At 56.4% G+C, this 14,286-nt stretch carries 8 protein-coding genes; 2 read left to right on the plus strand and 6 right to left on the minus strand.

Going from position 1 to position 14,286, the window contains the following annotated elements:
* Positions 1-11: 11 nt before the first annotated feature.
* The 6 genes from dxs to FO013_RS07295 all read right to left on the minus strand — a co-directional run bounded on the left by dxs (position 12) and on the right by FO013_RS07295 (position 9,602).
* Complete coding sequence (dxs, locus tag FO013_RS07270; RefSeq protein WP_143921875.1) at positions 12-1,952, minus strand: 1-deoxy-D-xylulose-5-phosphate synthase; 1,941 nt, start codon at positions 1,950-1,952, stop codon at positions 12-14.
* Between the two features lie 1,432 nt (positions 1,953-3,384).
* Positions 3,385-4,707 (minus strand): MFS transporter, encoded by a 1,323-nt coding sequence (locus FO013_RS07275; RefSeq protein WP_143921876.1) that lies wholly within the window; start codon positions 4,705-4,707, stop codon positions 3,385-3,387.
* Between the two features lie 79 nt (positions 4,708-4,786).
* The gene (locus tag FO013_RS07280) at positions 4,787-6,139 is read right to left on the minus strand and encodes a CapA family protein (RefSeq protein WP_143921877.1); all 1,353 of its coding nucleotides are present in this window, start codon (positions 6,137-6,139) and stop codon (positions 4,787-4,789) included.
* Positions 6,139-7,413, minus strand: coding sequence for a M20 family metallo-hydrolase (locus tag FO013_RS07285; RefSeq protein ID WP_143921878.1), 1,275 nt, complete (start codon positions 7,411-7,413; stop codon positions 6,139-6,141). The genes FO013_RS07280 and FO013_RS07285 overlap by 1 nt, the downstream gene beginning before the upstream one ends.
* Positions 7,400-8,221, minus strand: a complete 822-nt coding sequence (locus FO013_RS07290) for an IclR family transcriptional regulator (RefSeq protein ID WP_143921879.1) — start codon at positions 8,219-8,221, stop codon at positions 7,400-7,402. Before FO013_RS07290 ends, FO013_RS07285 begins: the two co-directional genes overlap by 14 nt.
* Before the next feature lie 7 nt (positions 8,222-8,228).
* Positions 8,229-9,602 carry a dihydroorotase gene (locus FO013_RS07295; protein WP_143921880.1) on the minus strand — a complete coding sequence of 458 codons (1,374 nt, stop codon included), beginning with the start codon at positions 9,600-9,602 and terminating at the stop codon, positions 8,229-8,231.
* Positions 9,603-10,317: 715 nt separating this feature from the next.
* Between FO013_RS07295 and FO013_RS07300 the strand changes: the two genes are divergently transcribed.
* Complete coding sequence (locus FO013_RS07300) at positions 10,318-11,613, plus strand: AAA family ATPase (RefSeq protein ID WP_222103588.1); 1,296 nt, start codon at positions 10,318-10,320, stop codon at positions 11,611-11,613.
* Positions 11,614-11,618: 5 nt separating this feature from the next.
* Positions 11,619-12,248, plus strand: a complete 630-nt coding sequence (locus tag FO013_RS07305) for a DUF4276 family protein (RefSeq protein ID WP_143921882.1) — start codon at positions 11,619-11,621, stop codon at positions 12,246-12,248.
* Positions 12,249-14,286 lie beyond the last annotated feature (2,038 nt).

The following is a 14,286-nucleotide window of genomic DNA, read 5'->3' on the forward strand; positions in this document are numbered from 1 at the left end:
GTTCTTGCCGGTCAGACGGCTCTGCGTGATCCCTGCTGGGCCCGGTTCCTGACCTCTGACGGCAGAATATGAAGGATCTCGGAGACGATGGTAGCCACGTCTAGTCCTGCATATTCGAGGATCTCGTCGCGAGTGCCCTGCGGCAGGAACTCATCAGGGGCACCGAGTTCGAGGACACCGACCCGCGAGTCAGCCGCCCGCAGGTCGCTGCGGATCTGCGAACCGATTCCGCCGACCTTGACACCGTCCTCGATGACAGCGACGAGGCTGTGCTCAACGGCCATGTCGATGACTCCGCCTGGCACAGGCAGAACCCAACGCGGGTCGACGATCGTTGAGGCGATTCCCTGGTCGGCCAGTTCTTCAGCCACTTCCTGAGCGCGCCCGGCGAACGGACCGACGGAGACGATGAGCACGTCTTTGGAGGAGCTTGCTGGGACCTCCCGCAGAACGTCGACGCCATCATCGAGACGACGCAGAGCTGGAATATCCGTGCCTACGCTTCCACGAGGGAATCGGATCACGGTCGGTGCGTCCTCGATGGCGACGGCTTCGGCCAGTTCCTCCGTCAGACGCGCGGCATCACGAGGGGCTGCCAGTTTGAGGCCGGGCACGATCCGCAGCATCGCCATGTCCCAGATTCCGTGGTGACTGGCACCGTCCGGTCCGGTGATTCCGGCACGGTCGAGGACAAAGGTGACCCCCTGGCCGTGCAGGGCCACGTCCATGAGCAGCTGGTCGAAGGCACGGTTGAGGAACGTCGCATAGATGCACACGATGGGGTGCAGCCCACCATAGGAGAGTCCCGCGGCCGAAGCCACTGCGTGCTGTTCGGCGATGCCGACGTCGAAGACCCGCTCCGGGTATGCCTCGGCGAACTTTGCGAGGCCGACCGGCAGGAGCATCGCTGCAGTGACGGCGACGATGTCATCGCGCGTCTGTGCGATCTGGAGCACCTCTTGGCCGAAGACGGACGTCCATGAGGTCTGCTTCGACGGCGTCGACCTGCCGGTGAGCGGATCGATCACGCCGACGGAGTGGAACTGATCAGCGTCGTCGTTGAGAGCCGGGTCATAACCCTGGCCCTTCTGTGTGATCATGTGCACGATGACGGGTCCGCCGTCGTATTGTTTGGCCCGCTGGAGGGCCTTTTCGACCATCGGCAGGTCGTGTCCGTCGACCGGTCCGAGGTACTTGATGCCGAGCTCATCGAACATTCCGGCCTGCTCCGCGCTGACCATGTCCTTGAGGCCTCGTTTGACCCCGTGGATGGCACTGTAGGCGGCGCGTCCGGGTACGCCCGACTGCCGCAGGGTCGATTTGCCCCAGGACAACAGCTTCTCGTATCCCGAGGTCGTGCGCAGTTCGTCAAGGTGCTCAGCGAACCCGCCGACCGTCGGCGCATAGGAGCGGCCGTTGTCGTTGACGACGATGATGAGCTTGCGAGGTGGTGTCGACTTGTCGGCTGCAATGGTGTTCAGCGCTTCCCAGGCCATACCGCCGGTGAGTGCTCCGTCTCCGATGACGGCTACGACGTGGCGATCGCTTTCGCCCTTGAGCTGATGCGCCTTGGCGATGCCGTCGGCCCAGGACAGTGATGCAGAAGCGTGGGAGTTCTCAATGACGTCATGTTCGCTCTCGGCCCGGCTGGGGTATCCAGAGAGCCCATCACGCTGGCGCAGACTCGAGAAGTCCCCCATGCGTCCGGTGAGGAGTTTGTGAACGTAGGTCTGGTGACCGACGTCGAAGAGGATCGTATCGTGAGGAGACTCGAACACACGGTGGAGACCGACAGTGAGTTCGACCACGCCGAGGTTGGGGCCGAGGTGTCCACCTGTGCCGGCGACGGCCGTGACCAGGTAGTCCCTGATCTCCTTCGCCAGAACTTCGCATTCGGCATCGTCGAGTTCACGCAGCTGTGATGGCGAGTTCATCGACTCGAGGAATGTCATTCTGCCTCGCTCCTGAATGCAAAATAGTTGGTCTGATACTGCAATTTCCGCTCGAATCATCTTAACGCCTCACGATGCAGAGTTGGTCCACTCGGGGGTGAGGCAGGCACTGATTGTGTCTGGTTACACTCTCTCGGGCGTTCCTCACCGCTGTCTGATCCCGCGTGTTCTCACGTCCAACCACATAGCCGCTTAGGTGTGCACCCTCGGATCGTCTTCGCCCTCGGCACCCCGCACCGTCGACGCCATAGACACCCTCTGCAGAGGGTGTTTTTGAAACTGCCGGTACCTGATGCGCAGCTAACTGGAGGAATTGGCCGGATGTGCAGGCAGCAGCACCGACGGTGAGAAACGCGACTGAAAGTAGGACAAGGGAGGGCTGAAGCCAGAACCTGCCACGCAGAAGCCGAAGCTTGGGAGTTCCGTCCACGACGAAGGCCGGCGGGTTGAACCCACCGGCCTTCGTCAATCAGCGTTGCCGTCGAAGAGGCAACAGCCTGAGATCAAGCAGTCGCGAGCTGACGCAGCACGTACTGTGACGTGCTTCGATAGCGCCTTTTAGCGTCATTTCACCGGTCCGGCGTCGATTCTGATTCCATCGATGGCACAAACCCCCTGGTCAGAGGTACTTTGTGAAACACCAATAGGCACTACCCTGCAGTTGGTGAAGCACCTCCGTCGACATACTGCGGTTACGGTACTTGCTCACCAATCACTATTTGACGGGTATTCCCCCAGCGGAAGCGGCCGACGAAGTGCCTTCCGCCGTCCACTAATTCCAATGTCAGAAGCCGACGGTTCCTCGTTCGCTACCCTCCGAACTCTTTTGGCAAGACCTACGAACGAACGGGGTCTCCTTTGACCTCATCGCGGACCTCTTACGGGTAAGGCTGAGTCATGCTGGCAACTTTTCCAGACTTCCATCCAAACAGCAGCGTTCCATGACGGGCGACGTCTCCGTCGCCGAGCAAGGGTGGCTGGTTTTAGCGACGGAGGCCGCAGCCACACTGATTGGTCGCGAGGAGCCCCCGACCGTAACTCCAGTCGCGGGTGAGATCGGTATCGATCAGAGTGGCCCGTCGCATCTGATCAAGAGCGCGGTCGACATCGGCTACTTGACGTTGACCAACATTCCATCCGATCGCCGCAGACGTGGGGCTGACGCAGGGTTTGGTGACATCTAATCTGGCTTGTTCACTAGCAAATGTCTTCTGATCAGATCCGCGATCCGACTAGGCGAAGTCACTTGGTTACGCACGCTTGCTAATCATTTGCGATCTTGGATTGGCGACCGCTAGACCCAACTTCCGGTCAGCCGAAAGCCATAGTCCGACTGCAAGCCGAGGTCCCGCTGAGGACGCCAGCCAACTATCACTAGGTTAGAAAATACAGTCGACTACGTTACATGGGCGCAATGCGTGAGTGTAGATTCTCACGACCGCCGACTAATGAACTTGAGAAACATGGGCAACGAGATGAGTGCTATCACGGCAGTCGCAGCGACATAGATACCTGTGGAGAACGGCGTGTACTCAGTGGCCCAAGCCATGAATGCTGGCGTCATTCCTGCGAAGAAGATGCCGACTATGTTGTACGACAATGATGTCCCAGTTGATCGGACGTGCGTTGGAAAGATCTGTGCGATACCGGATGGAATGATCCCCGCATATCCTGACACCGCGACACAGATGACCACGTGAACGATAAGAAGCATTGGTAATGTCGGTGCACTGTGCAGGATGACGAGTCCGACTATCGGCACGACGCCGACGACGACGATCGCCGCAGTCAGTGCTCTTCTGAAACCGATCTTCTGCGCGATGACGGCCGACCCGACACAGGCGAAGATCATCGCGATGTTTCCGAGGAGTGAGGCGAGGAAAGCATTATTGGCAGTGAAGCCGAGTCCTGTCACTTCCATCGAGTAGTAGGTCGGTCCGAAGATTACGAGCGCGTAGACGCTGACATGCCAGACGATCGCCATAAGGCCGGCAATGACCATGTTCTTCCAGTATTTGACGAACAGCGTTCGAATGGGTTTTCGAACCTCTTCGGAGGCATTCTTCTGCATGTCCGCGAACTCTTTGGTCTCGGAGAGTTTGGACCGGATGTACAGCGCGACGGGGATGATGAGCAGACCAATGAAGAAGGGGATGCGCCATGCCCACTGAGTGATCTGTTCATCGGAGAAGAGGGACGTGATTGCGAGACCGATGACGGCCGACAGCGCGTTGGAGACACCCATGGTTCCCTGCAACCATCCGACGACCTTGATCTTCTGGTCTGCTGGAGCCTTTTCCACGAGATAGGACGTAGCACCTCCGATTTCGCCGCCGGCAGAGAACCCCTGCAGAAGACGGCCAACGAAAAGGAGGATAGTTGCACCGACTCCCAGAACCCCGATTGGAGGTGCAAAGCAAATGATGAATGTGCCTGCCGCCATCAATGTCACTGTGAGCATCAATGTTGCTTTACGGCCTTTGAGGTCCCCGTACGCGCCGAGATAAAGTGCACCGAGTGGTCGAGCGACATAACCGACGCCGAAGACGATGAATGTGCTGATGAGCCCGCTTACCGTATCACCGGTACGGAAGAAATTTGCGCCGATGTAAGCCGCGAAAAATGCGTAGCTTGAGAAGTCGAACCATTCGAGGACGTTACCTGCCATCGAACCCGCGATGACTTTTCTAAGTGGTTCCTCTTCGTCGCTTTCATTTTTGCGATTCACTTCGTCGGCTGCCTGCTTGCTGAACATAATTCTCCTATCGTTCTGCACACCGATGTGCGGAACTTCTCAATCATGAAAACTCACGAGTCGTGATGGTCCTAGTGCGTTATCGCACTGCGAGAAAATCAGGATCCGTGTGAGAAGACTCGACGTCGGCGAGCCGGATCGTTAGCCTTCCTTCGGAGATGTCGCCGGTGATTCCACTCCCCCAGTACTCGCTCAGCTCAAGGAAGTCGTGCAATATCGATGCAGCCTCGTCTCCTTGGGCAATTCTTGGCCGACCTCGTCCTTGCGGCTTCTGTCCGAGGTCCAAGGTCACTGGATATATCTCGAGCGATGCCAAGTGATCGTCATCAAAGTTCAAAACCGGGACGATGGTCTTCCAATACCATTCCTCCGACGGAAATCCTTTGGTATCCAGTTCTGTCCTCGCGTCGAAGATCTGACTGGTCGTCTTCGAACCAGGAATTCGAAATGTCGAGTAACTATCGGATGGCAGCTGTTCGACGAGTTCATTCTGGCCGACGAAGTTGCCGAGACTGTAGAAGATCGGCTTGCCTCGGTAGATCTCGAGCGGTCGCAAGAAGTGTGGACCGTGCCCGAGTACGACGTCCGCTCCGAACTCAATTGCTTTGTGAGCGAATTCGACGATGAACTCCGCGGGATCGGTGAGGTCGTCACCCTGCTCATGTGAGTGAATCGAGACGATGACAACATCGCTCCGACGCTTGGTTTCGCCGACCCAGCGCTCCAGGTTCTCGAGCGTCTCTGCGGTGCATTTGGTGGTGATTCGGTTTCGGGTCGATGGAGTGAACGTTCCGTTGAGGAATGGCAGGTCCGCTGGGTCTGCTGGAGGAAATTCGAAACCCAGTTTGATCTCGCGTCGACGACGGTCCTCGAGTCCAAGATCTTCTGCAATCGTGCGCAGTGCGGAATAGGCGTCTTCATCGAGTTCGTAGCGAGTTTCGAAAGCTATGGGGTTCAGCCCTGGGCGGCCCTGGAGATCAGGGCGTTGCGCGCTTGCTTCGTGTCCTGAAGCATACGTCGCAGAATAGGACAGCAGACCGACGCTTCCGTTCTTCGTGTCGAGGTACGCGGGCTGCCGAGCACCTTCGAGATGCTCCCCCACACCTGAGAAGGCCAAGTTTCTGACTCTCATCTGTCTGATGACCTCAAGCAGGCCAGTGACCCCGTAGTTGAGCGAGTGATTGTTTGCCGCGGAGAAGAGATTGAATCCGAAGTCCGTCAGCTCGTCGAGCATCTCGTCTCGGCACCCAAAGTGTGCCCCGCCGGATTCCTTGGTCGGGTATCCGACGAAATTTCCAGGCAAGCATTCGAGATTGGTGAATGCGACGTCGGAATTTTGCACCAGCTCATAGAGTTCGTTGGACCCACGCTGATTGGTTCGCAATCCTTTTCGCATGACAATGCTGTCGCCAGTGACAGTGATCTTCTTCATTACGCGCCCACCTGCTCGAGCTTATCGAGACGAATGAGCGTCTCTGCCAATGTATGGATGCCGACGGCGATGTCATCCGTCGAGGTGTATTCGTCGGGCCGGTGGCTGTGGCCATCGACGGAGGGCACGAAGATCATGCCCATCGGCCCAAGATGAGCCATGTGCGCAGCATCGTGACCGGCTCCCGAGGGCACGGACATCCAGGTGTAACCGAGCTCTTCTGCGGTGGTCGCGATATTGTCCTGCAGAGCTGTACTCGCAGGTACGGGGTCTTGGCTTGTCAACCACTCAATGAACTGGGAGACGCCTCTCTGCTCCGCGATTTCTCCGATGCGTTGAGCGATTTCTCGTTTGGCCCCGTGAAGCCATTGCGCGTCGGTTGACCGGATTTCAGCCTGAATATGCGTTTCGTTGGGCACCACGTTGAACGAACCTGGCCACGACTCGATGTTTCCTGTCGTCGCCACACCGTGGATCGGGGCACCGCAGCCAGTGCGTTCGACCGCGAGCACGGATTCCGCAGCGGCGACAAGCGCGTCGTGGCGAGAATTCATCGGCGTCGCCCCCGCATGGTCAGGTTCACCGATGAACTTTGCCAGCAATCTATCGATGCCGGCGATGGCAGTCACAACGCCAATCTGCTTGTTCTCGCGTTCCATCGATGGTCCCTGCTCAATATGGAGTTCGATGTAGGCGTGAAGCGAATTGGGTTTCCAGGCATTGCATAGTGCGCCGTCAGCGTCCAGCCCATACTGCGTAATGGCGTCCCCGAGCTTTTCGGAGGATTCGTCCGCGAGCAATAAGTGGTCCCGAGTCAGACGGCCTGACATCGATCGCGATCCCACGCAGGCGACGCCGAATCGATTGGGTTCCTCGCCGAGGAAGTCGATGACGTATAGATCGTGCTCGAGCGTGACCCCAGCCTCGCGCAGGGCGCTGACCGTTTCGATAGCTCCGAGAACTCCAACCACACCGTCGAACCGTCCTCCGTTGCGGACCGTATCAGTGTGGGATCCGGTCATGATCGGCTTGAGGGTCTGTCCGCGGGTGGATGCCATCCCCGGAAGATGGCCGACGATATTGCCGGAAGCGTCGAATCGAGTTGTGAGTCCAGCGTCTTCCATCTTGCGGCGGATGAAATCTCGAGAGGCCTTATACGGCTCGGTGAGGACTTCACGTGTCCAACCGTCGTGCGCGTCATCGGTGAATACGGAAAGATCATTCAGATTCGCTTCAAATGAAGCTATGTGGAAGTTGAGGTCATGTTTCTTCATTGTCAGTGTCCTGTGGATTATTTGGGTTCCAAATGAAACGTGTGTTCGCTGTCGCCAACTTGGCGGTCAGATCATGGCTGCTCTGTTTGAGGACCTGGACGAGGATGCTGATGTCTCTTGGCATCTGTGATGATGGCGCGACTAGGGACAGGCACGCGATGGCTTCCCGACCGTAGAAGACCGGGACGCCCACGCCGGCCCAGCCAGCTTGGACTTCCGCCAATGTGTGGTCGTACCCACGAGCTTTGATCGTTCGGATCTTCTCGTTCAGTGTCTGAGCGTCGGGTGTGTTGGCCGTGTACTTCTTTTGGGTGCTCTTCTGAACACGGTCGACGACGTCGGGTGACGAGTACGCAAGTAAGGGGGTCGCTGACGCAGCTGCGTACAGTGGTCGTGTCTCTCCAACACGGAAGACCGGCGAACCGAAACGCCCGGCATGCACGCCGTCCAGTGTCAGAGCCAAAGTATTCACTCGCACCGTTAGCAGCGACGTCAGCCCGCTCGAAGAAGCAAGCGTCCTCAACAGTGGTGCGGCAAAGATCACCAAGTGCTCGTTGCCACCAGCATCAGTATCAGTCAGCCGCCCTCCCGCGTGGATCGCTCCGTCAGTTTCAATGACAAACCCTGCATTCTGCAGCTGACGGATTATTCGGTACGTCGTCGCCAAAGGGAAGTCTGCGGCGTCGGCGAGTTCCTTGATGCTCGAGCCCGACATCTTCGAGGAGAGGTAAAGAAGACCCAAAGTTCTCGCTATCACTGCGGAACCCTCGTCACCGGTGTTGAGAATTCGTTCGAACTCGCCGTCCACAACTAGGTCACCTTCTGGTCTGCAGCTCACCAGAACCCGAGCTGACTTGACCCGTTTGAGCCGAATAGATCTCCTTGCCACGAAGAATAGTCTTCTCAACGCGACCGCCAGGACGCATTCCGGCGAACGGCGTCCATCCAGCGTTCGACTTCTGCTCTTCGTCAGTGATTTCATAGTCACTGTCGGGGTTGTAGAGGACGAGATCGGCGTCGTAGCCAATAGCGATTCGACCCTTGCGATCACCTAGACCGAATCGGTTCGCTGGTCCCTCGGATATTGCTCGAACGACGTTGTGGAACTCTCCTGACGGATTCGGATCATTCTTGAGCGCCTGTCCGAGTGGCACAATTCCCAGAGTCTGTACTCCGGGAACCCCCGAAGAGTTCTTCAATACCTCGGGATTGGACTTCTTATCCATCTGCCACGGAGCGTGGTCCGACGAGATAACAGGAACTAGCCCATTTCGGATCCCCTCCCAGAGTCCGTCGACGTGATCTCGGGAACGTAACGGGGGGTTCACTTTGAGCCGTGCTCCCTGCTTCTTCATGTCATCTTCAGTAAATGTCAGGTACTGAGGACAGGATTCGAGGGTAATGTCGGCTCCGTCATTTCGCCACCACTGAGCGAGCTTGATCGCACGGGGAATCGACATGTGGCACAGATGCAGGGCGGCACCCTTGTCGGCCGCGATCTCCATCGCGGTGAGTACACCGAGCGACTCTGAGACCGGCGGGCGGGTGATGACGTGCGTCATCGGGTCGAGTGGGTTCTCCCTCTGAGCTAGGGCGGAGAGTTCCTGCACGATCTCATTGTTCTCGGCATGAACGCACAGTGTTGTGTCGTTCGCGGCAATCGCGGCCATGGTGTTGAGCAGCTCGGCATCGCTGGTTCGAGGGAAACGATTTGAATCAGTGTGGAATGTCGAAACTTTGAATCCGATCGCACCGGAGTCGACCATGCTGTCAGCTTCGCGCCAGCCTCCTCCTGGCCACAGAGTTCCGAGGAGAGCGACGTCAACGTTGGCCTCGTCGTAGACGATGCCCTGTTTCCGTTTGAGAATCTCGGCGTCTTTGACTGGACCGCTAGCGTCGAAGGGCATCTCGACAATGGTGGTGACACCGCCGGCTGCCGCAGCTTGTGTGGCGGCGTCGATGCCTTCTCCTTCTTCGGAGTAGCAGTGGACGTGGGCGTCGACGAAGCCTGGAAGCAGGAAGGCTTCCCCACCATCAATAACGTGACTCGCATCGACGCCCGCGAGTGGGTCGTCTCCGAATATCACGTCGACGATTTGTTCTGCGTGGATGATCACAGCTCCCCGCCGGTAGTTTCCATCAGTGTCGGCGAGCTGTCCAATGACTGCGCTGTCTATGCTTTGGTTCATGTAGACAGTTCACACTCATAATGAGAACCGAGACAATGCGATTCGCATGGCGTGAGAAAACCGTGCTCTCAGAACACTTCTACCTCACCCACGTCGACCTATAGCTCGTCATCGATATGTACCCATTCGAAGTCAGCGTTTCCTCAGTACGTCACCATGCCGATTCTCCGTGACCTTACCGTCTACTACTGCAAAATTGCCCCCGATGAGCACTGTCGAGACTCCGCTAGCAAGTTGCCAAGAGTCGTCACAAGTCGAGTTTTCGCGGTCTGTCTCTGGATTGAATATTGCCAGGTCAGCAATGTTTCTTTGCGCAATAAGACCGCAATCATTCAACCGCATTCGTTCGGCAGGCTAGCTAGGGCATGTCTCCTTTATTGGTGAAGCACCTCCGCTGACATGCTTCGGTTACGGTAGTTGCCCCCGTTGCCTGTAAGTTGCTCCAACATCCGTCAAGATAGAAGGGATCACTGGCCTGAGAGTCCTGGCATGTTTTATGCCCCCAGTCATCATGAACCGGCGCGTCGATCCGGGAATCCCTATTCACCTAGCTTCAATTTCACGCGCCGCCCTCGTGCAAGGGATCGACTCCAGCGGACAACAGTTGCACGTCGGAAGTCCGCAGAGGTCAGGTAATGTTGGACAACAAGTCGAAACGATCCTAGATCAGCAAAGGAGCCTGGTCGTCGTTTTATACAGTGAAAGAGGTCACCAGGTGAGAATCAGATCCGTTCACTTTGAAGCTTTCAAATCACTGTATGACTTCACTACAGATCTGGATGACCTCACGGTTATTACGGGTGCTAACGGCTCCGGGAAGAGCAACCTAGTTGACGGACTGGTGTTCATCAGCAATGCCTATTCACACGGGCTCGAGCTGGCAGTTAGTCATGGAGGAGGATACGAAAATCTTGCTCATCGGCGCACTCGCCGTGCCAAACGGCCAATACGACTCACGGTTGAAGTAGAGCTAGCCTCTGAGGAAGTCGCCGAGGGACTGCGCTATTCAGGGCGGAGGAACAGAGCCCGCGATGACGACAAAACTCGCTCTTCGGCTCCGCCACTTATCGTTCGTCACGATTTCGCGTTTCGTGCAGTATCGCAAACACTTACGGCGGATTTCGAGGTAACGCAAGAATCACTAGCGGTGTTGAACATGGATGGTCGCATTCTTGCGACGATCGTCCGAGGTGGTGATGGCCGTATAACTGTCAAACGCGTAGACGACTCACAATCAAATGCCGATTTGCTGGACGACATACTTTTCCTATACGAGCGAGATGGGCTCCTTGCCGAGGTGAAACCGGACCCTAGCGACCTAATTGTAGGTAAGGCCTTCTTCATCGATATTTTCGGGCAGGTTTCGCGTTTCCTAGCTTCTATCCGAGTTTTCCAGTTGTCGCCGCACACGTCCCGCCTACCAGGGGTCGCATCCCCTAGGGCACAGTTGGAACTTCACGGGGAGAATCTTCCAGGAGCGGCCGACTTCCTCCGCCGGAATCACAATGAAGCGTGGACCAACGTCGAATCCGCCATGCGTACTATCATGCCAACACTCGAAGGTGTCTCAATCGCCTACACAGAAGACAGAAGGATCTCTGTTCAGTTCCGTGAGCGAGGAGTCGGTCGCCCGTGGAATTCGTCCGAAGTTTCAGATGGCACGATTCAGGCGTTCGCGCTCTTAGTGGCCATATTCGATCCTAGGGCATCGATCTTGGTCATTGAGGAGTTAGAGAACGCCTTGCATCCTTGGATACTGAGGCAGCTGCTCCAAATTTGCCAGGAATCGCCCCGACAAATACTGCTAACCAGTCATTCCCCAGTTCTCCTGACAGCTGTACCGCCCGGTTCGGTCAATCTGATGTGGCTGGAAGAGGGGCGGAGTCAAATTGCTCAACTCGCAACGATGGATTCCGAGATCGCGGACCAGGTACTTGACGGAGAGATCACCATCTTCGAATTACTTGACAGCGGCGCTGTAGAACAGTCGCTCCCGCGGGGCCTTGGGTGATTTGCATGAAGACAACGATTGTTACTGAGGGCAGGGGTGAGTTCTCAGCGTTTAAGACTATGTTCAAGTCATTGGAAACTTCCGATGGTGCATTAGCTCCGAGGATCCTACACATCGCTTGTCAACCGGACGGACCGATCAAAGGTATCGCTAAGGCCTGCGAACCTGCCATGAGACAAGCTAGCGCGAGGAAGATCGATCTCTTCGTCTTAGTCATCGATCGGGAGCTTCAGCAGCTCAATCCAGGCACGTTAGCTAAAAATCTGAAGTCGGCGCTTGAAAAGAGTAGCCCTGGGACCTTTTGTATCGAAGTTGTCTACAAGGACCGCACTTTTGAGAATTGGCTAGTTTCCGACCTCGATGCACTTCGCAGTCAGCCAGCTCGCTTCGCGGTTTCCGATGCGATAGTTCGACAGGTTGAGCCCAACAAGGCCGACCGAGTGCAGGCTCTCGATATACTAAAGGCTGCGACGCAGGGCAAACAGTACGACAAGATAGCCGATGGCAAGAAGATTGCGGACCGACTCGACGTAATGGCGGCGGCGAGAAACAGCCGAAGTTTTAGACACATGCTCCATGTACTCGGGCACGTTGCGTACTTAGATCAATCGAAGTATCCCGCATCCATGTCCTAGGCCTCGCACAACTTGCACTCTCCGTTGTTGAATTTGCTACACCTTGGCCAAGACAAGGGCGAGGGAATATCGAAAGTTCAACGGACCCATGCCGGTCAGAGGTGTGAACGCTTTGTTCGCGAATTACCAAGCCAGCGCCCGCGTCATTACCCAGTCACGATCCCGTCGATGTGCCTCTCTCAGCGAGGTTATTCACCGACGACTTCAAAACGCATGAGGGTGATTCCGGCGTGGACGCACTCTTGGCCTGGTCCAACTTCTGGCATCGATACTTGCGATGCCAGGACAAGGCATGGTCATGGATGCCGTTCCCTCTCATCGAGCAACGAACATGGATGAACTAAAGGGGGCGTCGGGAGCCGGACAGTATTGAGAATCGCAGGTATTGAGAGAAGCACAGATCACGATAATGCCACCGATTCAGACGAACCATGCCGATACGGACATTGGGCATCCAGTCCCCTCTACTTGATCCCGTAAGGGTCGCCCTGTCGCTGCCGGTAGTCGCCGATAAACCCTGCGACAGCCGTGTACGACCGACCAAGGATCTGGGCACGTTCCGCGATAGATAAATCTAAGCGCGTGTACGCAACCACAGCGTCTTCGCGAGTCCAAGGCCGCCACTGATTCGTTGCTAAAGACCGCCCGAACTTCCCTACCGCAGGCTTGACTCCCCATTCCCGGAACCACTTCCCCAAAGTTGACTCGTTCGCACCGGTCGACTGGGCAATGTCGGCGATGCTTTCACCAGCCACTCGACGCTCAGTCACATCGTCACACACGCGTTCTTTGGTCTCACGCGTTGTGTACCGTCGAGTCGTTTCTGGACTCATCCCACGCATGTAACGCGCGTAGCACCGCTTGCAGAGACCCCGAGCCACTGGAGCACGGTCGCACCACACGACGGCGCACACGCTCATTCTGTCCTCATCTTCGAGACCATGCACTTCACGTTACCTGAGGGTCTAGCCCCCGGACACGACACGACCCCCCGCTGCTCAGCTCACACTAAGTGGTGGGGCCTTTCGTCGTAACCGATCAAATCTTGCCGGCCATAATCCTACGAACAGCTAGCAGTTGTTTCTCAGCCACACCGCACCGTGCCTCGCAGTGCAACTTCGAGGTGATCGTTTCCCGAGATCCGAAACCGGAAACTGGTGCTTCATCAATGAGTGGGCTCTTGCATTTAGGGCAGGGATACTGAGCGGTCTTCATGAAGGTGACTACTTTCGAAAGGTGCCAAACGGTGATTGCCGCGACACGAGCTGAGTGAATTCATGCTGACGCCTTCGCAAGCATGTGGCCACAGACCTCCCTGTGCCTGCCTCTATTCTAACCGAGTGAAAATTTGGCGCTTTCGATACAGGTACTTCGCAAGATCGTGTTTGATTGCCACCCGATCGTGCATTCGTAGCAATCGCGCTCGTCGATGTTCCATACTGTTGTGAACTACGAATAAGGAGGTGAACGTTGAGTCCAGAAGAATATCTTCGATTGACTGGCAGGATCTCGGGCATGGCAGACGCCCTAGGCCCCACCGGCAGCGCCCGCTTCGTGGATGAAGTTGACGAAAAATTCCGGCGAATCTACGAAGACGATCAGGAGTAGAGATTCTGAGTGGCTATCGGCCTTGGGCTTCCTTCCACTCTTTTGCATCTCAGCTGCGAGGGCACATTGCCTTCATTTCGCACGGCTACATCTGCTCACTTACGGTCATGCACGAGAACCAGCTGGAAGACATGTGCACCTATATTGCGTTTTCATCAGTATTCACTTATCGGCACGCCGCACCGATGAGTCCAAATTTCGCTCCGCCATCGCATGCACGCTCGACTTTCAGAGCCTTGCCCATTCCTAAGTAGATGAAGGACTCATAGCTTTGGGCGGCCACCAGTCTTCGTCTTGCCAGATAGAATTGGCAGGTACCGATTCTCAAGGAGCATATTTCTATGGCTGGTCGTCCTCGTTCGATAATGGAGACCGCATATGCGGACATCAAACATCGGATCATGGTGCTCGAGCTAGAGCCGGGTATGCC

Source organism: Brevibacterium aurantiacum (assembly GCF_007558825.1).
Taxonomy (GTDB): domain Bacteria; phylum Actinomycetota; class Actinomycetes; order Actinomycetales; family Brevibacteriaceae; genus Brevibacterium; species Brevibacterium aurantiacum_A.